Origin of the sequence: Euryhalocaulis caribicus (assembly GCF_000412185.1) — a bacterium.
Lineage (GTDB): Bacteria > Pseudomonadota > Alphaproteobacteria > Caulobacterales > Maricaulaceae > Euryhalocaulis > Euryhalocaulis caribicus.
This window is the reverse complement of the sequence record NZ_ASJA01000005.1, coordinates 140,742-165,284: the sequence shown is the minus strand read 5'-3', so window position 1 is coordinate 165,284 and position 24,543 is coordinate 140,742. Positions and strand designations below refer to the sequence as shown.

Annotated in this window: 18 protein-coding genes; 11 read left to right on the top strand and 7 right to left on the bottom strand. The window is 65.0% G+C overall.

All coding sequences use genetic code 11. The features are described 5' to 3' along the window. Positions 1-18: 18 nt before the first annotated feature. The 4 genes from L338_RS06035 to L338_RS06020 are packed head-to-tail and all read right to left on the bottom strand — an operon-like array spanning position 19 to position 7,596. Positions 19-2,055: a serine hydrolase domain-containing protein gene (locus L338_RS06035; RefSeq protein WP_022697472.1), complete on the bottom strand. Its 2,037-nt coding sequence runs from the start codon at positions 2,053-2,055 to the stop codon at positions 19-21. 9 nt (positions 2,056-2,064) lie between these two features. After that, on the bottom strand, positions 2,065-4,065 hold the full coding sequence (locus L338_RS06030) for a serine hydrolase domain-containing protein (RefSeq protein ID WP_022697471.1): 2,001 nt from the start codon (positions 4,063-4,065) through the stop codon (positions 2,065-2,067). Between the two features lie 41 nt (positions 4,066-4,106). Beyond that, positions 4,107-6,329 (bottom strand): TonB-dependent receptor, encoded by a 2,223-nt coding sequence (locus tag L338_RS06025; protein ID WP_081639498.1) that lies wholly within the window; start codon positions 6,327-6,329, stop codon positions 4,107-4,109. A gap of 46 nt (positions 6,330-6,375) precedes the next feature. After that, positions 6,376-7,596 (bottom strand): dipeptidase, encoded by a 1,221-nt coding sequence (locus L338_RS06020; RefSeq protein WP_022697469.1) that lies wholly within the window; start codon positions 7,594-7,596, stop codon positions 6,376-6,378. 278 nt (positions 7,597-7,874) lie between these two features. Here L338_RS06020 and L338_RS06015 point away from each other — a divergent pair, with 278 nt between their 5' ends. Then, positions 7,875-8,537, top strand: coding sequence for a helix-turn-helix domain-containing protein (locus L338_RS06015; protein WP_022697468.1), 663 nt, complete (start codon positions 7,875-7,877; stop codon positions 8,535-8,537). Here L338_RS06015 and L338_RS06010 read toward each other — a convergent pair. Further along, positions 8,534-9,442, bottom strand: a complete 909-nt coding sequence (locus tag L338_RS06010) for an acyl-CoA thioesterase (RefSeq protein WP_081639497.1) — start codon at positions 9,440-9,442, stop codon at positions 8,534-8,536. The genes L338_RS06015 and L338_RS06010 overlap by 4 nt on opposite strands. Positions 9,443-9,516: 74 nt before the next feature. Further along, positions 9,517-10,947, bottom strand: coding sequence for a phospholipase D-like domain-containing protein (locus L338_RS06005; protein WP_022697466.1), 1,431 nt, complete (start codon positions 10,945-10,947; stop codon positions 9,517-9,519). A gap of 177 nt (positions 10,948-11,124) precedes the next feature. On the opposite strand from L338_RS06005, the gene L338_RS06000 reads away from it, so the two are divergent. The 7 genes from L338_RS06000 (at position 11,125) to L338_RS05970 (ending at position 20,759) form a co-directional block, all read left to right on the top strand. Beyond that, entirely contained in the window at positions 11,125-12,009 is an 885-nt protein-coding gene (locus tag L338_RS06000; protein WP_022697465.1) for a YihY/virulence factor BrkB family protein, read from the top strand. A 138-nt stretch (positions 12,010-12,147) separates the two neighbouring features. Continuing rightward, positions 12,148-14,325 carry a TonB-dependent receptor gene (locus L338_RS05995; RefSeq protein ID WP_022697464.1) on the top strand — a complete coding sequence of 726 codons (2,178 nt, stop codon included), beginning with the start codon at positions 12,148-12,150 and terminating at the stop codon, positions 14,323-14,325. A 44-nt stretch (positions 14,326-14,369) separates the two neighbouring features. After that, on the top strand, positions 14,370-14,924 hold the full coding sequence (locus L338_RS05990) for a hypothetical protein (RefSeq protein WP_022697463.1): 555 nt from the start codon (positions 14,370-14,372) through the stop codon (positions 14,922-14,924). Positions 14,925-14,937: 13 nt separating this feature from the next. Further along, complete coding sequence (locus L338_RS05985) at positions 14,938-16,356, top strand: PepSY-associated TM helix domain-containing protein (protein WP_022697462.1); 1,419 nt, start codon at positions 14,938-14,940, stop codon at positions 16,354-16,356. Positions 16,357-16,501: 145 nt separating this feature from the next. Next, positions 16,502-18,400 carry a TOL_0244 family TonB-dependent receptor gene (locus L338_RS05980; RefSeq protein ID WP_022697461.1) on the top strand — a complete coding sequence of 633 codons (1,899 nt, stop codon included), beginning with the start codon at positions 16,502-16,504 and terminating at the stop codon, positions 18,398-18,400. A gap of 50 nt (positions 18,401-18,450) precedes the next feature. After that, positions 18,451-18,981 carry a TOL_0243 family YfiR-like periplasmic protein gene (locus tag L338_RS05975; RefSeq protein WP_161624604.1) on the top strand — a complete coding sequence of 177 codons (531 nt, stop codon included), beginning with the start codon at positions 18,451-18,453 and terminating at the stop codon, positions 18,979-18,981. Then, positions 18,978-20,759 carry an ATP-binding protein gene (locus L338_RS05970; RefSeq protein ID WP_022697460.1) on the top strand — a complete coding sequence of 594 codons (1,782 nt, stop codon included), beginning with the start codon at positions 18,978-18,980 and terminating at the stop codon, positions 20,757-20,759. The genes L338_RS05975 and L338_RS05970 overlap by 4 nt, the downstream gene beginning before the upstream one ends. Here the strand turns inward: L338_RS05970 and L338_RS05965 are convergent. Then, complete coding sequence (locus L338_RS05965) at positions 20,756-21,166, bottom strand: response regulator (protein WP_022697459.1); 411 nt, start codon at positions 21,164-21,166, stop codon at positions 20,756-20,758. The two genes, L338_RS05970 and L338_RS05965, sit on opposite strands and share 4 nt — an antisense overlap. A gap of 146 nt (positions 21,167-21,312) precedes the next feature. On the opposite strand from L338_RS05965, the gene L338_RS05960 reads away from it, so the two are divergent. From L338_RS05960 to L338_RS05950, 3 genes are all read left to right on the top strand, one after another. Further along, positions 21,313-22,539 carry a patatin-like phospholipase family protein gene (locus tag L338_RS05960; RefSeq protein ID WP_022697458.1) on the top strand — a complete coding sequence of 409 codons (1,227 nt, stop codon included), beginning with the start codon at positions 21,313-21,315 and terminating at the stop codon, positions 22,537-22,539. A gap of 61 nt (positions 22,540-22,600) precedes the next feature. Continuing rightward, positions 22,601-23,797, top strand: coding sequence for a BaiN/RdsA family NAD(P)/FAD-dependent oxidoreductase (locus tag L338_RS05955; RefSeq protein WP_022697457.1), 1,197 nt, complete (start codon positions 22,601-22,603; stop codon positions 23,795-23,797). Positions 23,798-23,878: 81 nt separating this feature from the next. After that, entirely contained in the window at positions 23,879-24,505 is a 627-nt protein-coding gene (locus L338_RS05950) for a trimeric intracellular cation channel family protein (protein WP_033310648.1), read from the top strand. The last annotated feature ends 38 nt before the right edge of the window (positions 24,506-24,543 follow it).

Below are 24,543 nucleotides of genomic sequence, written 5' to 3'. Positions count from 1 at the left end.
GTTCTTCTCCATTCCCGGTCAGGCCCAGGGGAACAGACCGCCGCGGGCGATCAGCACGATGGCGAAAATCAGATAGACGGGCGGCGTCACGCTGTAGCGAAGCTTGCGCCACAGGCTCCAGCCCCCGGCAGACCGGCCGCTCCACACACAGACCGTCAGACCGGCCATGACCACCGCGCCAATGGACGCCAGCAGCGCCAGCGTGGAGGCCAGCGGCAACGGCCCGTTCGGCCAGTCATACATCAGGCCCTCGCTGTCGCTGGCGCCTTGCGCCCACAGCAGGAACATCACGGCGGCCAGCACCCACAGCCCGGCCGTCGCCAGCGAAGCGATGCTGGCCCAGCGCTGGCAGGGCGTGGGCGCGACAGGCCGGCCCAGCCGGGTCAGCGCGCCGATCAGGGTGGCCGCGGCGGCGATCATCGTCAGGGCGAAGAAAACCGTCAGCAGCCCGGGTTTCAGCAGAAAGGGCGCGCGCTGATACATCAGCGTGCCGAGCGGGCCGATAAAGGCGACCGCCTTGCCGCTTTCATCCGTCTCGAAAGTCAGGACCTCGGCGCTGTTTGCGGACAGGAAGCGCCCCGGCTGATCGGTGGGAACCCAGGCGTGACTGCCGGGGCCGGAGCCGACCACCAGATAGCCTTCGCTGCTGGCGCTGACGGTCTGCACGCCGTTCATGAGCATCACGAATTTCTCGAGGCCCGAATAGGCGCGCCGCGTCGGCGTATATTGCCCGGTATAGAGATCCGCCGTCTCGAGAAACGCCTCATCGCCAGGCCGCCAGGCCGGCGTGTCTTCATCCAGATAGAAACGCTCGATGATCAGGCTGGGCAGGCGCAGGCCGAGCGAGCGGCCCGTATTGGTGTTGACCGAGACATAGACGCCCAGATCCAGCTCCGGCACCACGACCAGATAGGTGCGGAACCACATCGTCGCGCCGCCATGGCCATAGCCCTCATAGCCGCCGGGAAAGGTGCTGACGATGAAGCCGTGCGCCCAGCCATTGGCCGTGTCGGGCGTGTCGATGATCGGGGTGCGGAACGCCTCGGCCGTATCCGGCGAATAGATGCGCACGCCGTCCAGTTCGCCATCGTTCAGCAACAGCTTCATATAGGCCGCCATGTCCGCGGCGCTGGCGGAAACCGAGCCGGCGGCGGCGACCTGTGTGGCGTATTCATATTTGCGCGGCTGGAAGACTCCGCCCTTCCACTCGAACCCCGTCGCCGCATCGCCGGCGATATCCTCGTCCATCGGCGCGGGCAGGTCGTCGCGCGGGGCGTAAGGCTCGCGGAACGTGGTGCGGGTCAGGCCCAGCGGGTCGAAGATTTGCTCGTCGATCACGGTCGGGAAATCGGCTCCATAGACCTCGGCGATGATCCGTCCGGCAAGCAGGACCCCATAATTGGAATAGGTGGAGAACTGCCCCGGCTCGCGCACGCGGTCCGGGCGGTGCGCCGCCTCATAGGCCTCCGGCGACATGATGTCGTCCTCGCGTCCCGCGAAGAGATGACCCAGCGCGCTGTCCTCGAAACCCGGCGCATGGCTCATCAGGTCGATCACGCGGATCGGCCCATAGCCCTCGTCCGGAACCTGCAAATCCTCCGGCAGATAGTCATTCACCGGGGCTTCCAGGTCGACCAGCCCGTCTTCGACCGCCTGCATCAGGGCGATCCAGGTGAAGGTCTTGGACAGCGAGCCGATGCGGAACAGGCTGCGCTGCGGATCGACCTCCCGATAGGGCTCGAGGCTCGCCGCGCCATAGCCTTTCAGAAGGCGGGTCTCGCCGCCTTCCACCACGGCCACATGCACGCCGGCATAATGCTCCGCCTCCATCGCGTCCCGCACAAGGCCGTCCACAAAGGCTTCCAGCTGATCGGCGGGAAGGCGGGATGGCGCGGCGGCCGGCTCTTCCAGCGGCGGTTCCGCAGGCGCGCCGGTTTCCGGCGCCGTTTCCTGCGCCCCCGCGTCTTGCGGCGCTTCGGTTTCCGGCGTCTGCGCGAGCGCCGGCTGGAGAGCGAGGCCCGCAGCCAGGCAGGCAAGGCTGATAAGGCGGAGCATGCGAGCCTCCTAGAACTGCAGGGTGAAACTGAAGAGATTACCGGCGCTGGCGAACCAGATGACGATAAGGAAGGCCACGACCAGGACCACGCTCCACAGCTTGCCGAACCAGCTGGACGCGCCGGTCCAGACCTGGAAAGCGTTCCACAGCGACAGGACAAGCCCGCCCAGCGGAATGATCATGGCAAACTGCAACAGGCGCAGCGGCAGATGCGTGGCGTCCGTCAGGCGCGTGAAATCCGACATCAGGAAGATGATCAGGAACGCCCACAGCCCCAGATAGACCAGCGTCAGTCCGCTGACCGCGCGCACCGCGCGATAGGCCGCCGCCGTGCGTCCCTCCAGCGGGAACGGCGAACGGTAGCGCCAGCGCACGATGGCGCGGACGGGCCAAAGCAGGGCGGTCAGCGCCAGCGCGATCAGCGCCACGACCAGAAGCGGCATCAGCAGGCCCGAAGATTTCCACCACGGCACGGGCAAAAGGGCCATGATCGGGGAGACCGGCTCCATGGTCAGGGCGACCACCTCGCCGTCCTCCATTTTCGCGGTCAGGCGATCCTGACCATTGACCGCCTGCCAGACAAACGGCTCCACCTCGCGCCAGCGCGTCGGGGCGCCGCTGGTTTCGGTGATCAGCGGGGCGATCAGCTCGTTATCCTCGTTCATGCTGACTTTCAGCTGCCCGACCAGGGACAGCGAGGTCAGAAAATTGTGGAAAGAGCCGCGCGAGCTTTCATACAGCCCCGCCACCATGGCGCCGTGCTCGGCGGCCGTGTCCAGCGTGGGCGCATCCTGTTCATCCTCATCCGGGAAATACCGGTCGGCGAAGGCTTCATAGAGGGCGGACCGGATCTTGCCGGACGCGCCCTCCGCCCCGGCGCTGTTCATGGAGATATACAGGCCCACGCCCTCATCCAGGAACAGGCTGAGATCGGAGTGGAAGGCGATCGTGTCGCCGCCATGCCCGATCACCGAATAGCCGTTGCGGTCCTGTTCGTAGAAGCCCAGCATCATGGCGTTCAGCGGCGGGAATTTACGGTCCGCCGTGGTGTGCATCTGTTCGGCCGTGGCGCTGTCCAGCAGCGCGCCCCCGCCCTGCAGATGCGCGATCATGAAGCGGCCCATATCCTCGCCCGTGGCGGACAGGGATCCGGCCGGGGCCGGTGTGACCAGCTCGAATTCGCGGGGCTCGCCGTCGGAGGCCGTCATGTAGCCTTTCGACATTTCCGCATCGAGATCGTCCGGAATCGGCTGACGGAAGGTGGAGCGCGTCATGCCCAGCGGGTCGAAGATATTGGCGTCCAGATAGTCGTCGAAAGAGACCCCGGAGACCTGGGCGACGATATAGCCGGCCAGCGCGGTGGCGTAGTTGGAATAGGCCGGCATCGTCCCGGAATCGAAGACGCGCGGCGGCAGGTTTTCCTTCAGATACGTCTCGAGATCGGGGAATTGCTCCAGATCCTCAAGCAGGATCCATTTCGCCGTTTCCTCGAAACCGGCGGTATGGGTCATGACATGACGCAGCGTGATCGGCCCGCCTTCATGCTCGGGAATTTCAAAATCCAGATAGGCGTTGACGTCCTCGTCCAGACTGACGTCGCCGCTCTGGACCAGCTGCATCACCGCCGTCCAGGTGAACAGCTTGGAGATGGAGCCCGGCCGGAACAGGGTGCGGGCCGGATCGACCGGCGCGCGGGTTTCCAGATCGGAATAGCCATAGCCCTTGCTGAGGAGGATTTCGCCGTCCTCGACCACGGTGACCACCGCCCCGGCAATGTCCCCCTCGCTCAGCGCATAGGGAACAAAGCCGTCGAGGAAGCCTTCCACGTCGTCCCGCGTCAGACCGCCTTCTGCCGGCTCGATCTCCGGCATGTCCGTTTCGGACGCCGCAGGTTCGGGCGTCAGCGGCTGGGTCTCGCTCTGCGCCCAAGCGGCCGAAAAACCGGCAAGGCCAAGACTCGCGCCGATCAGAGCCGGAACGGCGAAACGCCGGCGGATACGGTCAAACATGAATACTCCCCCTCTTATATTTGCGGCGTCAGGGCCGCCCGCTAGAAGCGGGCGTCCAGGCTGACCCCGATTGTACGCGGTTGCAGGACGAAGCCCTGAAGCTCCACGGGTCCGCCCAGCCCGTCCTCGACAAAGCCGACATTGAGGAAGTCGTCTTCGTTGGTGACGTTCTTGACGTAGGCGCGCAGCGTCCAGGTGTCGTTCGCAATCTGGGCGTGAAGGTCCAGCGCCCCATAGCTGTCGATCACGACATTGCGGAAGTCGGCCGGGAAATTCGTATTCCGCTCGCCGACAAAACGCACGCCGCCGCCCGCGCTGGCGTCCCAGTCCTGCATGACTGGCCAGGTGTAATCGGCGGTAAGCGAGGCGTTGTATTCCGGCACGCCCGGAAGCGAGTCGCCGTCCACGCCCTGAAGGTCGGGCACGTCCTCTGTCAGCTCGGAATCGGTATAGGCGGCGTTTGCGCCCAGACGCAGGCCATCGACCGGCGAGAACACCGATGAAAATTCGACGCCCCGGCTGCGCGCCATGCCGCCATTGGTAAGGAAGCTGATGCCGCCGGAGCTGGACGTGATCTGGATGTCTTCCCAGTCGATCCAGAAGACCGTGGCCTCGACCAGGGCGCGGCCATCCCAGAATTCGGATTTCACGCCGGCCTCGTAGTTCACCAGCGTATCGGAATCCACGGTCGGCGGAACGCCCGGCAGGGCGACATTGGGCCCGCCCGGACGATAGCCGCTGGCGACCCGGGCATAGATCATGGTCTGATCCATCAGGTCATAGCTGGCGTTCGCCATGTAGGTGAAAACGGTTTCCGAGGATTCGCCCGGAACAACCTGATCGCCGCCGATGATCGCGCCGCTGCTGATCTGGGTGTAGTCCTGATTATTGTGCGCCACGCGGCCGCCCACAGTGACATCCAGACGGTCCGTGAAATTATAGGTCAGATTGCCGAAGGCCGCGTATTCCTCATACGTCGTCGGCAGCGCGACCGTGGCCAGCGGATCCAGGCCCGGAATGGGAACGCCGTTATTGTCAGAGGCGCCGGCGAGCTGCCGGTTGGTGCTGTCCTCATGGGTGTAGAAAGCCCCCGCGAGCCATTCCAGCCGGCTTTCGCCGGATGAGGCCAGACGGAATTCCTGCGTGTACTTGTCCAGATCCAGCTGGATGGTGAACAGGGACTGCCCCGCCGGAACGGCGCCGCCCGTCAGCAGCGGGAACAGCACGCCGAAGATCGGCGTGGCGTCCTGCGTCTGTAGCTGTTCGGTGCGCGAAAAGCTGCTGACCGAAGTAAAATCGGCCCAGCCCAGATCCCAGGCCACCCGGCCGGAGAAGAACTGGACGTCTTTCTCGAACGGCTGGTCCAGCACGCGGGAAGACGTCAGCCCCTCGCCCCCGACCGGTTCCTGGGTCACCGTATCCAGAGAGACATAGGCGTTATTTTCGGACTCGATGCTCTGGATCATGGCGTTGAGATCAACGGTCACGTCCGCGTTCGGCGCCCAGCGCAGGGCGAAGCGCCCGCCGCTCTGGCGGACCTCGTTCTCATCGTCATTGCCGTTGAGCGCATTGTCGATATAGCCCGGCGTGTACTGGTGATAGATGCTGGCCTGAACGCCCAGCTTGTCGGTCACCAGCGGCGCGTTCACCTGCGCGCGGGCGCCCATGCCCAGGCGCTTGGCGTCCTCGATGGTCAGGAATTCCAGACCGGCGCGAACCTCGGTTTCGCTGAGATTGGGTTTCTTGGAGACGTATTTCAGAAGGCCGCCCATCGTGCTTGCGCCGTAGAGCGTGCCCTGCGGCCCGCGCAGCAATTCGACCTGCTGGATATCGTAAGGGAAGAGGTCCAGCGCGAAGGCCGAAGCGCGCGCGTAATTGGCGCTGGAGCCCAGCGGCGCGTCGTCGATATAGGTGCCCACCGTGGAGCCCGGCCCGATTGGCGCGACGCCCCGCAGCGTCAATGACGCCTGCCCCGGACTGCCCCCGCCATCGACATTGAAGCCCGGCGCATAGGCGGCGTAATCGGTCAGCGACTTGGCCGCCAGATTTTCCAGTTGAGCGCCCCCGATCACGCTGATCGAGGCCGGTATGTCCTGAATGGTTTCCTCGCGCTTCTGCGCGGTGACGACGATGACGTCGCGAACGCGCGAAGCCTGCGGTTCGTCCTCGCTGGCCGAGGCCTCCTGCGCCATCGCCGCCCCGGCCGCCATGGCCAGGCCAGCCGCCCCGCAGAACAGGCTGTTACGCAAAGTCCGGATAGTCATGTTCAATCTCCCCCATCGAGATTTCAGAAAAAGGCGTCCGACGCCGCTACTCCCCGTCGCCGCTGGCCTTTTCGGCTTCTTTCGCGGCTTTCTTTTCCAGATACGCGTCGTGATCGGACCAGATTTCCGTGAGCAGCCTCTGGAAGTTGCCGCCCATGATCAGAAGGACATCATCGTCCCCGTAGCCCCGGCGCAGCAGCGCCTCGGTCAGGTGGTAGAATTTCGCGGGATCGTCGAAGCCGTCCGTGTCCAGCTTGTCGCGGAAGGCGTAGGACCCCTTGTAGGAAGCGCGGAGCATCTTGTTCATCTCCGGGCTCATATCGTCATAGCCGTTGAGATCGGTGTCCGTGCCAACGCCCACATGCTCGACCCCCGTCAGCTGCGCGACATGGTCGATGTGGTCGACAATATGCTCGACGCTCGTGGGCTCCTCGCCGCGCACGAAATTGCGCACCCCGGTAATGCCCATCACGCCGCCCTTGGCGGCCAGCTTGCGGATCGCCTCGTCGGTCTTCAGGCGCGGGTGATCGTTCAGCGCCCGGCAATTGGAATGGGTTATGGCGATGGGACGCTCTGAAATCTCGATCGCGTCCAGCGTGGTCTGGTCGCCGCAATGGGAGACATCGACCAGCATCCCGATCTCGTTCATTTTCGCGATGATGGAGGCGCCGAAATCGCTGACCCCGCCATCCACGCGGTCCGTGCTGCCGGAGCCCAGCCGGTTCTGGGAATTATAGGTCAGCTGGGATACGCGCTGGCCCAGATCGTAGAACAGCTCGACATCGTCCGCGGTGCGGAAATGAGAGGAGTTCTGCACGCCCATGATGACGGCGATCTTGCCCGAATCCTTGGCGGCCTGAATGTCTTCGGCGCGGTCGACCAGCGTGAACAAGCCGGCATTGCGCGCCACGAAGCCGTTCCAGGCGGCCATGTATTGCAGCACGCTCTGGTGCGCGTCCGGTCCGCCCACGCCATAGGAATTGTGAAAGGCGGTGACGCCGGAGGTTCTGAATTCCTCGGCCTCTTCCGGGGTCAGGGCGTCGCGGAAAGCATCAGAGGTGAAATCCAGGCTGAGCGGGCCGAGCATGTCGATCACCACCGCCCGGTCCATCAGGGCCTTGGCCGGACCGGAAACATCGGCCAGCAGCGCCTGCTGCGCCCAGGCCATGCCCGGGGCGGAAACCAGGGCGGCGGCGCCAAATCCCTTCAGCAGACCGCGCCGGGACGGCGATGCGATCCCCCGGCCTTTTGCGGCAAACGCGCCCATTGGCTTCCCCTCTTTTCCTTCGTCTCTCCCGTTAACCGCACAGAATGATCCCGATCAGAAAATTGTCAACCAAGTTTCTCTAATATGATAATTTTAGCTGTTACAGGACGTTTTGAGTCGCGCCCCGCGGGCCTGAAGCGCCCGGCGCAGCCCCCTGACTTCAAAGGGTTTTTGCAAAGCCCGGCCGGGGCGATTAGGTTTGATCCTGTTCGGGTCAGGATTTTCCAATCGGGAAATCGGGGTCCGGCCAGACGAGCCGTTTCGAGTGGAGAGTTCGGATGAGTGAAGACGGGGAGTCGCGCGCCACGCTGGGCACGGTCGTACGCGACATACGCAAGCGCAACGGCTGGACGCTCAAGGAGATGAGCGCGCAATCGGGCATCCCGCTATCCACGCTGTCCAAGATCGAACACGACCGCCTGACGCTGACCTACGACAAGCTGCAACAGCTCAGCCAGCGCCTGTCGATTCCCATGTCGGACCTGTTCAGCACCCCGCCGGAAAGCGCCGCCAACGGCGCCATCACGGGCCGCAAGAGCAAGGGCACGATGGACGACGCCCTGCGCGTCGAAACCCCGAACTACGATTACTATTATCTGTGCACGGACCTTCGTAAGAAGCGCATGATTCCGATCATGACCAAGGTCCGCGCCAAGTCGATCGAGGAATTTGGCGAGCTGGTCCGCCACGCCGGCGAGGAATATATTTTCGTGCTGGAAGGCGTGGTCGAGGTTCATACCGAATTCTACGATCCGGTGATCCTGCGCAAATGGGAGTCCTTCTATATCGACTCCAATATGGGCCACGCCTACATCGTCGGCGAGGGCGAGGAAGCGATGATCATGGGCGTGTGCGGCGGCAGCGGCGACATCCATCTCGAGACGCTGCTGCAGGCCCGCCGGATGGAAGCCGAACGCAAGGCCGAGCCGGTCTCCGACTAGTCCTTCAGGCGGATCAGGGCTTCCTGCGCGGTGCTGGCGACCAGCCGCCCGTCACGGGTGAATATCTGGCCGCGATTGAAGCCGCGCCCGCCGCCCGACCACGGGCTGTCGGTCGCGTAGAGCAGCCACTCATCGGCCCGGAAATCGTCATGCAGCCAGACGGCGTGATCCAGGCTGGCCGTCTGCATCCGGTCGGTCAGCCAGCTCACCCCGTGCGGCTGCATGCAGGCCCCCATCAGCGCCATGTCCGAGGCGTAGGACAGCACGGCGCGGTGCATTTTCGGATCATCGCCCAGCGGCCCGGCGGCGCGGAACCACAGGCGGCGGCGGGGCTCCCCCTTCCGCGGACTGGCCAGAGTCCATTCATCCGCGTGGCGCACTTCGATCGGCCTGCGGCGCGTGATGAATTCGACAAAGGGCTCGGGCAGCCGGTCGCGGTGGCGCAACACCACCTCGCTCTCGGTGGGCAGCGTGTCCGGGTCCGGCGCCTCCGGCATGTCGAACTGGTGCGACAGGCCCGTCTCCGGCCGCTGGAACGACGCCGCCATGTTCAGGATCGGCTTGCCGTTCTGGATGGCGATGATGCGCCGCGTGGCGAAGCTGCCGCCGTCATGGTCGCGCTCCACGCGGTAGATGATGGGCAACTGCTCGTCCCCGGGCCGCATGAAATAGGCGTGCAGGGAATGGGCGACCTTGTCGTCCTCGATGGAGCCGGTCGCGGCCATCAGCGCCTGGCCGATCACCTGCCCGCCAAACACGCGGCCCTGCCCGCCGGGATTGCGCGGACCGCGATAGAGATCGGTGTCCAGCGTCTCGACCTGCAGCAGCCGGACCAGCCGCGCGGCCAGATCCTCGCTGCTGGGCATATCCGATGCGCTCTGGTTGTCTCCGGACTGGTCACTCATCGCTGAAACCCCGTTCTTGCCGCTTCTCTAGCTGGCGCATCGGGGCGGCGAGAGCAAGATGACGCGACCGGCAATCAGAGGCCGATACGCCGGCGAATGGCGCGCCGCAGCGAGAAGGGCCGGATCGGATCCAGCATTTCCTGTTCGGACATTACCTCGTCCGCCGCGTCCAGCTGCCGGATGGGCAGCGGCTCCAGATGCCGGCCTTCGCGGCCGGAATCGATCACCGCGATGATGGAGCCGTCCGCCTCTTCCAGCCGCTTTTCCACGTCTTCCACGCTGAGGCCCAGATGCTCGGCCAGAAGGTCATTCCGGACCCCGGTTATGGTCCGCTGCAAGTGTCCGTCTTCCGCCCCCGCCTCCAGCGAGATGTCGCATTCGGTGTCGTATCCCATGGAGCGGTTGTTCAGATTGGCGGACCCGATCTTCAACAGCCGGTCGTCCACCGCCATGATCTTGGCGTGGACATAGACCGGCGTCCCCTTCGCGGTCACCGGATAAAAGATGCGGAAGCGGTCATGCGGATCGGATTTCTCGACCAGGCTCAGCAGCTTGGCGCGGGCCGACCCCATGGTCTTTTCCTCCAGCCAGCCCGCCTGCGACTCGGGCGTCACCACCACGATTTCCGGTCCATCCTCCTCCTGAAGGCGCTCGATCATCGCCTCGGCGATGCGGCGGGAGGCAAAATACTGGCTCTCGATATAAAGGGTCTTCCTCGCCTCGCGGATCGCCTTGAGGGTCAGCGTCTCGATCTCCAGCGTCTCGGGATATTTGTCGAACGAGCCCATGGTCCGGGATATGCCCAGCTCCACCCCGGTCAGGGTGGGTTCGATATCCTCGGGCCACAGCGTGTGCTTGCTTTCCGGGGCCGTAAGCTCCTCGCCGGTGGCCCGCTTCCAGCGGATCCGCCCCAGATCGCCCAGCGCCTTGGCGGCTTCGCCATCGACGCAGGTCGTCGCGTCATGCCACGGGCCCAGCGGCGCGCCGCGGCCCGACCGGCGGGACGGGTTGCGGTCCAGGTGTTCGCGCGTGTCCCAGCGGCCCTTGGTCAAATCGATGCCGCCGCAAAAGGCCAGCGCATCGTCGATCACAACGAATTTCTGGTGATGGCTGGCCGCCGGGGGATGCGCCGCGTCCAGCCGGATATGAACTTCCTCGCCCATCATCCAGCGCAACAGGAATAGCGGGGTCTCGCCGCGTTTCAGCGCCTCCCACAGCCCCAGATTCCAGCGCAGCAAACGGACTTCCAGATCCGGCCGCGTCTCTGTCAGCCAGTTCAGGAACGGGCCCAGCTTGTTGGGGCCTTCCAGGGTTTTTCCCTCGGGCTCGAACTCGATCCGCGTATCGAAGTCCCAGCCGATCATCAGGACCTGCTCCCGCGCCTGGAGAATGCAGCGTTTCAGGGCGCGGTAATAATCGCACCCGTCGATCAGCACGGAGAACTTGCCGGCCTGCTCGACCCGCCAGCATGTCTGGCCCGGTATCAGAAAACGGGAGTCATCCATGAGCGGATTTCCGCACGCGGTGTCTTGCCATCGCTATGGTCCTGCAACTCTTTCTGGACGGGACGCGATTGCAACGCCGCCGCGCCGGAATGGTTTCAAGGTCTGCGCTTTGCCAGATTGGCTGTCAAAGTGTCGCGCGCCGGGAACCCGGCGCGCCAATGAATCGCTATTGCGCCCATGACGCACGCAAAACCGCTGGCCCGCGCCCGGGCCGGGCTTCGGATCGCATTTTCCATCGGACGGCAGGTCATGGACCGCGTCGGCCGGAACAATCTGGGGCTTCTGGCGGCGGGCGTCGCCTTTTTCGGTTTTCTGGCGGTGTTTCCGGCGCTGGGCGCGGCCCTGACCATCTGGGGATTCTTCGCCGACCCGGAGGCGGTTTTCCGCCAGATGCAGATCCTGCAAACCCTGATGCCGCCGGACGCCTATTCCATCATCTCCGACCAGCTTGAATCCATAGCCTCCGCCGACAAGGCCGGCGCCGGGTTTGGCGCGATTCTGGCGCTGGCCTTCGCGTTCTGGGCCTCGTCCAAGGGCGCGCGGGCGCTGATCGCGGCGCTGAATGTCGCCTATGAGGTGGAGGAGACGCGCGGCATGGTGAAACATTACATCATGTCTCTGGGCTTCACCGTGGGCGGGGTGATCTTCGCCCTTCTTTCGGTGACCGCCATCGCTGCCATCCCGCCCGTGCTGGAGGCGCTGCGGATCGGCACGCTCAGCGAAATCCTGATCCATCTGGCGCGCTGGGCGGGCGTGATCCTGCTGTTCATGACCGCGGTCGCCGCGCTTTATCAGTGGGCGCCGGCGCACAAGCGGGACCGCCGTTTCAAATGGTTCACCCCCGGCGCCCTGTTCGCCGCCATTGTCTGGATCGCCGCCTCGGGGCTGTTCTCGATCTACGCGGCCGATTTCGCCAATTACAACAAAACCTTCGGGTCGCTGGGCGCGGTGGCCGCGCTGCTGATGTGGATGTGGGTGTCGTCCTATGTCATCTGCCTCGGCGCGCAGCTCAACGCCGTCATGCGGGCGCGCCGCAAGGCCCGGCTCCGCGCCGCTGGCTGACGCCGGGCCGCCGCAACGCTTCCCCCCGTGACCGGACGCCGCGCGCGACTTGCACGTCGCTGTCTTGCACCGCACAAACAATAATGCGAATTACTCGCAATCTCATTGAATGGCGGCAGGGTTCGCGGGGGCAAAATCATGAAATTCCTTATCACCACCGTTTCGGCGATGGCGCTGGCGGGCGCGGCGGGCTTGGGCGCGCAGGCGCAGGATGCGGAGAATGCGGAAACGCAGACCGCGGCGCTCGACACCATCATCGTGCTGGGCGACGGCTCCCAGGTCGGCCTTCTGAACGAATATGAAGGCGGTCAGGTGGCGCGCGGCGGACGCGCGGGCATGCTGGGCAATGTCGATTTCATGGACCTGCCGTTCAACGCCACCGCCTACACCGAAAAGCTGATCCGCGACCAGCAGGCCGAAAGCGTGGCCGATGTCCTCCAGAACGATCCGGTCGTGCGCGTGGCGCGCGGCTTCGGCAATTTTCAGGAGCTTTATGTCATCCGCGGCTTCCCGGTCTATTCGGACGACATGACCTATAACGGCGTCTACGGCATCCTGCCGCGCCAGTTCGTGGCCGCCGAGATGCTGGAGCGCGTGGAGGTCTTCCGCGGCGCCAATTCCTTCCTGAACGGCGCCGCGCCCGGCGGCAGCGGCGTGGGCGGCGCCTTCAACCTTGTGCCCAAGCGCGCCCCGGACGATCCCCTCACCCGCCTGACCGTTGGTTATGGCAACCAGGGACAGGGCTATGGCGCGCTGGATATCGGCCGCCGCTTCGGCGCCGATGACGCGCTGGGCCTGCGCGTGAACGCCGTGCGCCGCGACGGCGAGACCGCCGTGGACAATCAGGACCGGGAGCTGACGGTGCTGTCCGCCGGAGCCGATTATCAGGGCCCGCGCTTCCGCTTCTCCGCCGATATCGGCTTTCAGGACCACCGCATCGACGCCCCGCGCCCCAGCGTCACCCCGCTGGGCGAGATCCCGGAGCCGCCGGACGCCAGCGTCAATTTCGCCCAGCCCTGGACCTATACGGACGAGCGCCAGCTGTTCGGCGCGGTGCGCGGCGAATTCGACCTGACGGACAATGTCACCGTCTGGGCTGCGGCCGGCGCGCGCAATGGCGAAGAGGACAATGTGCTGGCCAATCCCAGCGCCCAGGCGGACGGGGTCACCACCGCCTATCGCTTCGACAATGTGCGGGAGGACAATATCCTCTCCGCCGACGCCGGCGTGCGGGCGGAGTTCGAAACCGGCGCCATCGGCCACCGCCTGATCGCGTCCGGCTCCGCCATTTCGTCGGAATCTGAAAATGCCTACGCCTTTTCCAGTTTCGCCGGTTTCGCGGGCGATCTCTATGACCCGTTCGCGGTCGCCCCGCCGGCCCCGGATTTCTTTGTCGGCGGCGATCTGTCCGATCCGCTGGTGACCGAGGAAGTGGATAATTCCAGCCTCGCCATCGCCGATATCGTGTCGCTGTTCGACGGCCGCCTGCTGGCGACGCTGGGCGCGCGCTATCAGAATATCGAGACCGCCTCCTTTGATTATAATACCGGCGCGGAGCTTTCGCGGTATGAGGATGACGCGATCACCCCGGCTTTCGCGCTGGTCTATCGCGCCAGCGACCGGGTTTCGCTCTACGCCAACTATGCCGAGGCGCTGATCCCCGGCCAGACCGCCCCGGCCACCAGCGGCGGCGCGCCGGTGGAGAATGCCGGCGAGGTCTTCGCCCCCTTCACCGCCGAGCAGTATGAGGCCGGGATCAAGGTGGACTGGGACGGATTCGGCGGCACGCTGAGCGCGTTTTCGACCACGCTGCCCAGCGCCTTTGTCGAAAACAATGTCTTCTCGGTCGCCGGAGAGCAGGAAAACACCGGGATCGAGTTGAGCGTGTTCGGCGAACTGGCCGAAAATGTCCGTCTTCTAGGCGGCCTGACGCTTCTGGACGCGGAGCTTTCGCGCACCCAGAACGGCCAGTTCGACGGCAAGACCGCCATCGGCGTGCCCGAGGTTCAGGCCAATCTGAACGCCGAATGGGACGTTCCGGCCGTGCCCGGCCTGACCCTTGATGGCCGCATCATCTATACCGGCGAGCAGGAAACCAATCAGGCGAACACGATCCAGCTGGATTCCTGGACCCGTCTGGACGCCGGCGTGCGCTATGAGACCACGCTCTATGACCGCGGCGTGACCTTCCGGGCGCGCATGGAGAACCTCACCGACGAGTCCTACTGGGCTTCGGCGGGCGGCTTTCCGGGCGCGAATTACCTGGTGCTGAGCGCGCCGCGCAGCGTCTTCGTGTCGGTTTCGGCCGATTTCTAGGCGGAAACGGAGCCTTTCTTGACTGATTTCGACCCAAAAACCGCATGATCTGGGCCGGGTTCGCAGCCGTTCTGAGCGCCATTGCGGGCGTGTTCTGCCTGCATTTTGCCTGGAAACGGCGGCCCAAACCGGGCCGCACCCTGCCGGTTATCGCCGGCTGGGCGCTGATCGCGGCCTCCCTGCCGCTCTGGATCGCCGCCTCGGGCCCCGAATACGGGACGGCTTACGCCCTTCTGACGATGGGCTTTTTGGCTTGGATCGCGGTGCTCCCCCGCGCCAAATTCAGCCGCGCCCGTGTTGAAAGGAAGCCTTCCGGGCCGGTGCACGCCACGCGCGGGCGCATGAATCGCCTGGTCCGGCACGGCCTTCTTTTCCTGATTTCGACCCCGGTTGCGGCGGTGTCCTCCGCGCTTTTCACCATCGCGGCGCTGAAGCTGCTGCCCGGAAGCGCGGCAAACCGCATGGCGTTTTCCTTCCTTCTGATCCCGGTGGTGTGGGGAATCGCCGCTTACTGGACCATTGCCGACACGAAACTGGTCCGTCCGGCGGCCGCCATTATTGCCGCCGGGGCCGCTGGCGCCGCGCTGATCTATCTGTAAAACGCGCCCTTCGATGAAATTTTCCCTTCCTTCCGGCTTCGTAAAGCGCTCCCTGGCCAGCCATTCCTGGCTGGGCCTGATGACCGGCGCGCTGATGTATCTGATCTGCCTGTCGGGAACGCTGGCGGTTTTTGGTCAGGAATTGCAGCAATGGGAGCAGCCGCGCGGCGACACTTTCACCGAATTCGACCCGCAGGCGTTGGAGACCACCTATAACGAACTGACCGCCAGCGGGGTGGAAGTCACCCACCACATGTTCGTCATGCTGCCGACGGAGAAGCGTCCGCGCCTGACGATTTCATCGGAAAACCAGACCTGGCTGGTGCATCCGGACGGCACGCTGGGCGCGGAAGTGGCGCATGAATGGACCGATATGCTGGTCAATCTGCACCTTTACCTGCACCTGCCGCGCAATATCGGGATGATTTTCGTCAGCGCGTTCGGGGCGATCCTTTGCGGGCTGATCGTTTCCGGCTTCTTCGCCCATCCCCGTATCCTCAAGGATGCGTTCAATCTGCGGCTGGGCGGATCGCGGCAGCTGGAACAGACCGACATCCATAACCGGCTGAGCGTCTGGAGCGCGCCGTTTCACCTTGTGATCGCCGTGACAGGCGCGTTTTTCGGCTTCTTCGGGCTGGTGATGGGGCCGCTTTCGCAGACCTATTTTGACGGCGACCGGACACAGGCCATGGCCGCGCTCTATGGCGCGGAACCCGCGCTGGCGCAGGACATGGAGCCGGTCGGCCTCAGCGCCGCCCTGACCCGGATGGACGAAATAGCGCCGCAGGCCGAACCCTTCTATCTGACCATCGAGGACGCCGGCACGCCGCAGCAATACATGATTATCGGCGCCACCCATCCGGGCCGCCTGATCTATGCCGAACAATACCGCTTCGACGCAGCCGGAAACTATCTAGGCCCGGCCGGTTTCGCCGACGGCGAGGCCGGGCAACAGGTCATTTTCTCCGTCTATCAGGCACATTTCGGCCAGTTTGGCGGGATGCTTTCGAAGGTTTTCTACGGGATTTTCGGGCTCGCGCTGAGCGTGGTTTCGGTGACCGGGATCAATATCTGGCTGGCCAAGCGCGGCAAGAAGGACGTCATCAACAGGCTGTGGTCCGGCTTTGTCTGGGGCGCGCCGGTGGCGCTGGCCCTGTCGGCCATTGCGGCGCTGGCCCTGCCGCTATCTCCGGCGGGCTGTTTCTGGGCGGTCATGGCGGCGGCGGCCGGTCTTTCCCTGTTTATGAATCAGGACCGGACCGTGCGGATCCTGATGCTGGCGTCCGCGGCGGCGCTGGCGGGCGTTGCGCTGTGTCACGCCATCCTTTTCGGAGCTTATGCGGCGCAAGATGCGGCGCTGGCGGTCAATCTGGCCGCCGTCCTCCTCGCCGCCGGGTTCCTGGCCGCCGGGCTGACGCGAAAAGCCGCCTGACGGAACGCTTTCCCGGCGCAGGCGCCATTGCGCAGGAACCTTCCCCGCCGCGACACGTATAGGCTTACGGTCAGTTTTATCCGCATTTCCAGATCGCGGGTAATCAAGGTTCTTAAGGGGAGCGCGGGACCGTGGGGGGAAGCGTATGATTTTCCGGGCAAATCGCCTGCACCGCAAAGCGATGTGCGCGCTGTCCGCCGCCATGACCGCGACGTTTCTTTCCCCCGCCCCGGCAGCGGCGGCGGCGGCGCAGGTTGAGGATCTCCGCGATTATTCCATCGAGGAACTGGCCCGGCTGGAAATTTTCTCCGTCTCCCGGCGCCGCGAGCCGATCAGCGAAGCCCCGTCCGCGATTTATGTCATCACGCCCGAGGAAATACGCCGCTCCGGCGTGACCAGCCTTCCCGAAGCGTTGCGCCTGGCCCCGAACCTTCACGTCGCGCGGGACAGCGCCTCGCAATACGCCATCTCCGCGCGCGGGTTCAATTCGGTTGAAACCGCGAACAAGCTGCTGGTCGTGATCGATGGGCGCAGCGTCTATGCGCCGCTTCATTCCGGGGTCTTCTGGGACGAAGAACACGTGCTGCTGGAGGACGTGCGCCGCATCGAGGTGATCAGCGGCCCCGGCGGCGCGACATGGGGCGCGAACGCGGTCAATGGCGTGATCAGCGTCATCACCAAGAATTCCGCCGACACGCAGGGCTGGGCCGCGCGCGGCACTTACGGGTCGCTGGACCGCACCGCGACCGCCCGTTTTGGCGGCAAGGTTGGCGAAAACGCCTCGTTCCGCGTCTATGCAAACGCTTTCAATCGCGAGCATACGCTGGCGCCGGGGGGCGGCGACGCGATGGACGGCTATGACGGCGTGACCGGCGGATTCCGCACCGACTGGCAGGCCGGCTCCAACCGCTTCACCTTCCAGGGCGATTTCTTCGACGACAATATCGGCGCGGGCGATCTCAGCGGCGGCAATCTTCTGGGCCGCTGGACGCACGATCTGGATAATGGCGGCTGGACCATGATCCGCGCCTATTACGACACCTCCACGCGGGAGGATGTCGCGCTCTATGACGAGACGGAAACCGCGGACATCTTCTTCCAGAACGCGCTGGCGCCGCTGGGCCGTCACCAGCTGAACTGGGGCGGCGGCTATCGCTATATCCACGATATTTTCCGCGCCCCCGGCGCCTTCACCCTGGATCCGGAACAGGATCATCAGGAGCTGGCCAATCTCTTCCTGCAGGACGAGATCAGCCTGAAAGAAACGCTGACCCTGACGCTGGGCGTGAAATTCGAATACAGCTCCTATTCCGATTTCGACTATCTGCCGAGCGCGCGGCTGGCCTGGACGCCCAATGACAGAACGCTTCTGTGGGCCGCCGCATCCCGCGCGATCCGGACGCCGGTGCGGGTGGACCGGGACCTTGTGGCGGAGGGAATATTCCTGGGCGGGCCGAATTTCGGCAGCGAGGAATTGATCGCCTATGAGGCCGGTTATCGCGGCCGGCCCACGCAAAACACTTCCGTTTCCGTATCGGTCTTCCTCAATGACTATGACGATCTGCGCAACACCGCCCTGTCCGCAGACGGCGGTTTTCCCGCGCAATTCCTCAACCAGCTTCACGGCCAGACCTATGGCGTGGAAGTCTGGGGCGACTGGCAGGCAACGGACTGGTGGCGGCTGAGCGCCGGCCTGACCACGCTGGAAAAGGATTTCGATCTGGAGCCGGGCGCGACCAATATCGCCAGCCCGCCTTCCACCGGCAACGATCCGTCCTGGCAGGCGAAAATCCATTCCCGCATGGATATCAATGAACGCCTGCGTCTGGACGCGGACCTGCGCTGGATTGATGACCTGCCCAACCCGGCCATTCCCGGTTATGTGGAACTGGATGCGCGCATAGGATGGATGGTGACCGACGACGTGGAGCTGACCCTGGCCGGTATCAATCTGCTTGACGAAAGCCATCCGGAAACCGACGCCGCCAATTTCGCGCAGGAGGCGCGCCGCGGGGTTCATGTGGGTCTGAGGTGGGGTTTCTAGAGGTGCTGACAGGCGCATCCCCGGTCAGGCTGGCGGTCAAAGGCCTGGCTTTGCTTGCGATCGTCCTGGCGGCCGCCTCCCCGCAGGCCGCGGCGCAGGATAGCGGCGAGTCGCTGGAAGCGCCGATCAAGGCGACCTTCCTCTATCGCTTCGCGGATTTCATTTCATGGCCCGCCGAGGCCTTTCCCAGCCCTGCCACGCCCGTTCGCATCTGCATTATCGGCGAGGATCCGTTCGGCGTGTTGCTGGACAGGATGGTCGAGGAACAGACCGCCGCCGGACGGCCGCTTTCCGTCCATCGCCTGCACCGCATCGGGCGCGATTCAGGGTGTCACGTCGCCTATCTGTCCGGCTCCGGCTATCAGAGCGTCGCTGACGGGCTGGCCGCCAGCGGGGAGACGCCCGTGCTGACCGTGACTGACAGCGCGGCCGGAGACGAGGCGCGGGGCGTCATCCATTTCGAGGTCATAGACAATCGGGTGCGGTTTCATGTCGACGACATGCAGGCGACCCGGCACGGGCTGAAAGTCAGTTCGCGCCTGCTGGGCATCGCGGTGAGCGTCCGGAGGACCGATACATGACCCAGGCGCCGGCCCGGCCGCGTTCGCGCCTGTGGCGCGTTCCCGAGATCGCCGCCCTCAGCGCGGCGTTCCTGCTGCTGATCGGCGGTCTGGCGACGGTGATCTATAGCGAACGTTTCTATGAGCAGCAGAAGCTGAAAGAAGTCCGGGTGCAGGTCGAGATCCTGGCCGACAGCCTGAGCGCGCCGCTGGCGTTCGACGACAACCAGACCGCCCAGGACTATGTGAACGCGCTGCGCGCCAATCCCGATATCGAGGCGTCCGCGGTCTATGACGAAACCGGCATGATGGTGGCGTCCTATACGTCCGGCCCGAACGTGGAGCTGCCGACCACCAATATTATCCGCGCCGCCCCGCATCTCGAGAACGGGCGCGCCGTGGCGGCCGCGCCGGTGAGACGCGGGGAAAGCGTTTTTGGCGCTGTCTATCTGCGCGTGGTGACGATTCCGCTGATCAGCCGCCTGATCCGGTATGGCGTCATGGCGATGCTGGTCTTCATGGCGGCGCTGGTGGTCGTGGTTCTGGGCATCGCCCACACCGCGCTTCGGCGGGCCAACGCCAATCTGGATTTGCGCGCGCGGGAGCTGGCCGCCGCAAACGATGCGCTGCGCGTGCAGATCGATGAACGCGAGCGGGCCGAACAGGCGCTGCGGCAGAGCCAGAAAATGGAGGCGATGGGCCAGCTGGTGGGCGGCGTGGCGCATGATTTCAACAATCTTCTGATGACCGTCTCCAGCGGGTTGCGGCTGCTGGAGAAAAGCGCCGACGGCGAGCGCCGCAACATGATCCTGGAGAGCATCGAAAAGGCGGTGGACAGGGGCGCGGGCCTGACACGGCAATTGCTGGCGTTCGCGCGGCGTCAGAAACTCAAGCCGCAGGTGATCCATCCCGGCAAGCAGGTCGAAGGGATGCGCGAGCTGCTGGAGCGATCCCTGCGCGAGGATATCAGCGTCACCCTGCGGACACCGGAAACGCTGTGGCCCATCAAGGTGGATTCAGGACAATTCGAACTGGTCATTCTGAATCTCGCGGTGAATGCGCGCGACGCCATGCCCAATGGCGGCGCCCTGACCATCGAAGGCGAGAATATCATTCATGCCGAGGACGGCCGCGACCGGGAAATGGTGCGCCTGTCCGTCACCGATACCGGGGCCGGCATGTCGGAAGAAACCGTGGCACGGGCGTTTGAGCCCTTCTTCACGACAAAGGACGTGGACAAGGGAACGGGTCTGGGTCTGTCGCAAGTCTATGGTTTTGCGTCCCAGTCCGGCGGCTGGGCGGAGATCGACAGCGCCCTGGACCAGGGCACGACGATCAGCCTGATCCTGCCGCGTTCGAAGGAAGCGCCGGCTGACGACGGCCAGCGGGACGAAACCCCGGCCCCGTCGGCCGCGCATGGGGCGGCGCGGGTGCTGCTGGTCGAGGACGACGACAATGTCGCGCGCATGGTTTGCGAACTGGTCGAGCTTCTGGGCCATGACTGCCGCCGCGTTTCCTCCGCCGCCGAGGCGCTGACGGCGCTGGAGGAAAACCGTGATTTCGACATCATGTTTTCCGACATCGTCATGCCGGGCGGAATGAACGGTCTGGAACTGGCCGAACGCGTGCGCGAAACCTGGCCGGACCTGCCGATCATCCTGACCACGGGATATAGCGAGGACGAGCTGACCCTGACCGCCGATTTCACGATCCTGAGAAAACCCTATGCGATGGAGGATCTGGATCGCGCCCTGGCGCGGCGCCTGAAACCCTCACCAAACGGCAATGGCGGAGCCTAGACCGCCGAAGGCCGGTCCAGAAGCAGGCGTAATACGGCCACAACGTCCTGCGGGCTGAACGGCTTTTGCAAGACGGGACGATCAGCGAAAGGGCGCGGCAGATTATCGGCGGCCCATCCGGTCGCGAAGGCGAATGGAATATCGCGCTCCGCCAGAAGTCCGGCGATCTCGTCCACGGGCCGACCGTCCAGATTGACGTCCAGAAGCGCGGCGTCCAGCGCCGCGCCGTCGATCAATTCTCTCGCCTGGTCGACGGATTCAGCCGGTCCCGCGACAGCGCATCCGGCGTCGGTCAGGCTCTGTTCGAGCTCCAGCCCGATCAGAAGCTCATCCTCAACGACAAGGACCCGTTTCCCCGTCAGGTCGACGGACTTGCCGCCCTCTTCAACATCGATATCGGCCATCATAAAACCCGCCGTCCGGTCCGGAAAAATCACGGTTTTATTGCCGGCGGCGTGACTATTTTAAGGCCGGATATGCGTCAGACAAGCTTGTCCCCGCCCCTTGGCGGTGCTGTTTTAAGGGCGGACGCCCGATGAGACGAGCAGCCTTCATGCGTATCTGGATTCTCGCCGCGTTTATGGGCGCCAGCCTGCTGGCCGGCTGCGCCGCGCCGATCAGAACCGCCGTGCCGGAGGCGCTGGCCGACAGCGCGCAAGTGCCCGGCTTTGACGAGATCCGCTACTGGGGCGACGCCGCGCCGCCGCGGATCGAGGAATCGGCGGCGGAAAACCTGCGCCATATCCGCACCCGCAACGCCGAGCGCATCGCGCGCGGCGAAACGGTGGAGATCGATTTCCTGGCGCTGTCGGGCGGCGGCGGCAATGGCGCGTTCGGGGCGGGCCTGCTGAATGGCTGGACGAAAACCGGGACGCGCCCGGAATTCCAGATTGTCACAGGCGTCAGCACGGGCGCCATCATTGCGCCGCTGGCGTTTCTGGGGACCGGCTATGACGCCGAACTGAAGGAAGCCTATACCGAAATCGGGCCGTCCGACGTCTATCAGGCGGCGGTCCTGCCCAACATGATCAACGGTCCGGCGCTGGCCGACGCCGCGCCGCTGCGCGCGCTGGTCAATCGCTATGCCACGCCGCAATTGATGAGAGACGTCGCCCGCGAGCACCGGAAGGGCCGCCGTCTTCTGGTCGCCACCACCAATCTGGACGCCGGGCGGCCCGTGGTCTGGGATCTCGGCGCGATCGCCGTCAGCGGCCGCCCGGATTCCCTGCAATTGTTCCGGGACGTATTGCTGGCCTCTTCCGCCATTCCCGGCCTGTTTCCGCCGGTGGCGATCCGGGTGCGCGCCAATGGCGAAACCTATACCGAGCTGCACGCCGATGGCGGGGTGACGTCACAGGTCTTTGCCTACCAGCCGCAGGTGCAGCTGGGGCAGTTGCTGGACGCCGCCGATTTCGAAGTGGGCCTGGATATCTATGTCATCCGCAATGGCCGGGGACTGCCGGATTATGACCCGCCGAGACCGGTCTGGTACCGCCTGACCAACCGGTCTCTGGAGGTGCTGCTGAGCTATCAGGCGATGTCCGACATTACCCGCATCTATTATCTGGCGCAGCGCGACGGCTTCAATTTTCATCTCGCCCTGATCCCCGAGACGTTCAAATGCGACGCCGCGAAACCTTTCCAGCAGCAATATCTGCGCACGCTCTACGATTACGCCGAGAGGCTGGGCGAAGCGGGACCGCCCTGGCTGGAGACGCCTTTCGAGGATGCGGGCGGCGCAACCGCGCCGGCGCCGCCCACCTGCCCGGACGGGAAATAGCGGCGCCGCGTGCGCGCTGCGCCGTCGACATTTCGGGGGCTTTCAGCCAAGTCCTGTTCCCATGACAGCCCGCGAGACATCTTTCGATACCGTCGTGATCGGCGCCGGGGCCGCCGGCCTGTTCCACGGCGCGCTGGCCGGCCAGCGCGGGCGGCGCGTTCTGGTCATCGACCACGCCGCCAAGCCGGCGGAGAAGGTGCGTATTTCCGGCGGCGGACGCTGCAACTTCACCAATATCCATACGCGGCCCGAACGCTTTCTGTCGCAAAACCCGCATTTCGCGAAATCGGCGCTGGCGCGCTACACGCCGCAGGATTTTCTGGACCTGATGGCGCGGCACGGCATTGGCTGGCACGAGAAAACGCTGGGCCAGCTTTTCTGCGACGAACGCTCCGGCGCGATTATCCAGATGCTGCTGGACGAACTGGCCGCCGCGGGCGGCGAGCTGCGGCTTTCCACACCTATCAGCGCTGTCGAGAAGACGCCGGAGGGGTTCCGGCTGCAGACGCCGGACGGGCCGCTGGACGCCGGACGCTTGGTGGTCGCCACCGGCGGGCTTTCCATCCCGAAAATGGGCGCAACCGGCTTTGCCTACGACCTCGCGGAGCAACTCGGCCACCGTATCGTCAAACCCGTTGCGGGCCTTGTCCCCTTTACCTTCGAGGGCGCGGACAAGGAGGCCTTCGCCGCGATCTCCGGCGTGGCCTGTCCGGTGCGCGCGCAGGCGGGCGGGACGAGCTTCGACGAAGCCATGCTGTTCACCCATCGCGGCCTGTCCGGCCCGGCCATCCTGCAGGTTTCCTCCTATTGGAGGCCCGGGGAGCCGGTCTCAATCGACCTGTTCGGCGGCGGCGACGGCGCGGCGGCCCTGCGGGACCTGAAGGCGCAACACCCGATGAAATCGCTGAGCGGCGCGCTGGAGGCGCTTCTGCCCAAGCGCCTGGCGGAGTGCCTGAAGGCGCGCGGCGTGGTGAAGGACGCGCCGCGCATGGCCGATCTCTCCCATGCGCATCTGGACGCGGTCGCGGCGGATTTGTCGGACTGGCGCCTGCAGCCCTCCGGCACGGAAGGCTGGCGCACGGCGGAGGTCACGGTCGGGGGCCTCGATACCGATCAGCTCTCGTCAAAGACCATGGAGAGCCGCCTTGTCTCCGGCCTCTATTTCATCGGCGAGTGCGTGGACGTGACCGGCTGGCTGGGCGGTTATAATTTCCAGTGGGCGTGGGCCAGCGCCGCCGCGGCGGCGGAGGCGGACTAGGCGCGCGCGATTGCGCCGGGCCGCGCGCCTGACCTAGAACCAGTCCCGGTTCCCCTTTCCTCTCCACAAGCGAGCGCGCCCGTGAGCACCCTGAACGTCTTGGAAATCCTGAATATCTTCGGACTGTTCGTTTTCGCGATTTCCGGCGCGCTGCGGGCGCTGCGCCAGGACATGGATTTCTTCGGCGTGGCCCTGCTGGCCTTTGTCACCGGCGTCGGCGGCGGCACGATCCGCGACGTGTTGCTGGGCTTCTTCCCGGTCTGGTGGATCGAGAATATATCGGCGGTGTTCATCTGCCTAGCCGGCGCCATCGTGGCTACGCTGGCCCAGTCGGTTCTGGATTCCCGCATCAAGGCGCTGATCTGGGCCGATGCGCTGGGCCTGTCCGCCTTCGCCATTCTGGGCGCGCAATCGGCGCTGGGCGCGGGCGCGCATCCGGTGATCGCGATATTCATGGGCGCGGTCACCGCTACGTTCGGCGGGGTGGTGCGCGACGTGCTGCTGAACGAACCGCCGCTGATCCTGAAGCAGGATATCTACGCCACCGCCGCCATGCTGGGCGCGGCCGCCTATATCGGGCTGCTGGAGCTTGGCCTCGCCGCCGCCGCGGCGGCGCCGCTGGCGGCCCTGATCACGTTCGCCATTCGCGGGGCGTCTATCCTGTTCAACATCCCCTCCCCCAAGTTCGGCCACCCGCCCCGGCAATAGGACTCAGACCGCACCATATCCCCGGTTTCGCGGCTGGC

Bases quoted from the DNA above. Each gene is read 5' to 3' on its own strand.
- L338_RS06020 (WP_022697469.1), bottom strand. From the start codon at position 7,596: ATGGGCGCGTTTGCCGCAAAAGGCCGGGGGATCGCATCGCCGTCCCGG.
- L338_RS06015 (WP_022697468.1), top strand. From the start codon at position 7,875: ATGAGTGAAGACGGGGAGTCGCGCGCCACGCTGGGCACGGTCGTACGC.
- L338_RS05960 (WP_022697458.1), top strand. From the start codon at position 21,313: ATGCGTATCTGGATTCTCGCCGCGTTTATGGGCGCCAGCCTGCTGGCC.
- L338_RS06010 (WP_081639497.1), bottom strand. From the start codon at position 9,442: ATGAGTGACCAGTCCGGAGACAACCAGAGCGCATCGGATATGCCCAGC.
- L338_RS05955 (WP_022697457.1), top strand. From the start codon at position 22,601: ATGACAGCCCGCGAGACATCTTTCGATACCGTCGTGATCGGCGCCGGG.
- L338_RS06025 (WP_081639498.1), bottom strand. From the start codon at position 6,329: ATGACTATCCGGACTTTGCGTAACAGCCTGTTCTGCGGGGCGGCTGGC.
- L338_RS05970 (WP_022697460.1), top strand. From the start codon at position 18,978: ATGACCCAGGCGCCGGCCCGGCCGCGTTCGCGCCTGTGGCGCGTTCCC.
- L338_RS05990 (WP_022697463.1), top strand. From the start codon at position 14,370: ATGATCTGGGCCGGGTTCGCAGCCGTTCTGAGCGCCATTGCGGGCGTG.
- L338_RS06035 (WP_022697472.1), bottom strand. From the start codon at position 2,055: ATGCTCCGCCTTATCAGCCTTGCCTGCCTGGCTGCGGGCCTCGCTCTC.
- L338_RS06000 (WP_022697465.1), top strand. From the start codon at position 11,125: ATGACGCACGCAAAACCGCTGGCCCGCGCCCGGGCCGGGCTTCGGATC.
- L338_RS05980 (WP_022697461.1), top strand. From the start codon at position 16,502: ATGATTTTCCGGGCAAATCGCCTGCACCGCAAAGCGATGTGCGCGCTG.
- L338_RS06030 (WP_022697471.1), bottom strand. From the start codon at position 4,065: ATGTTTGACCGTATCCGCCGGCGTTTCGCCGTTCCGGCTCTGATCGGC.
- L338_RS05985 (WP_022697462.1), top strand. From the start codon at position 14,938: ATGAAATTTTCCCTTCCTTCCGGCTTCGTAAAGCGCTCCCTGGCCAGC.
- L338_RS05965 (WP_022697459.1), bottom strand. From the start codon at position 21,166: ATGATGGCCGATATCGATGTTGAAGAGGGCGGCAAGTCCGTCGACCTG.
- L338_RS05995 (WP_022697464.1), top strand. From the start codon at position 12,148: ATGAAATTCCTTATCACCACCGTTTCGGCGATGGCGCTGGCGGGCGCG.
- L338_RS06005 (WP_022697466.1), bottom strand. From the start codon at position 10,947: ATGGATGACTCCCGTTTTCTGATACCGGGCCAGACATGCTGGCGGGTC.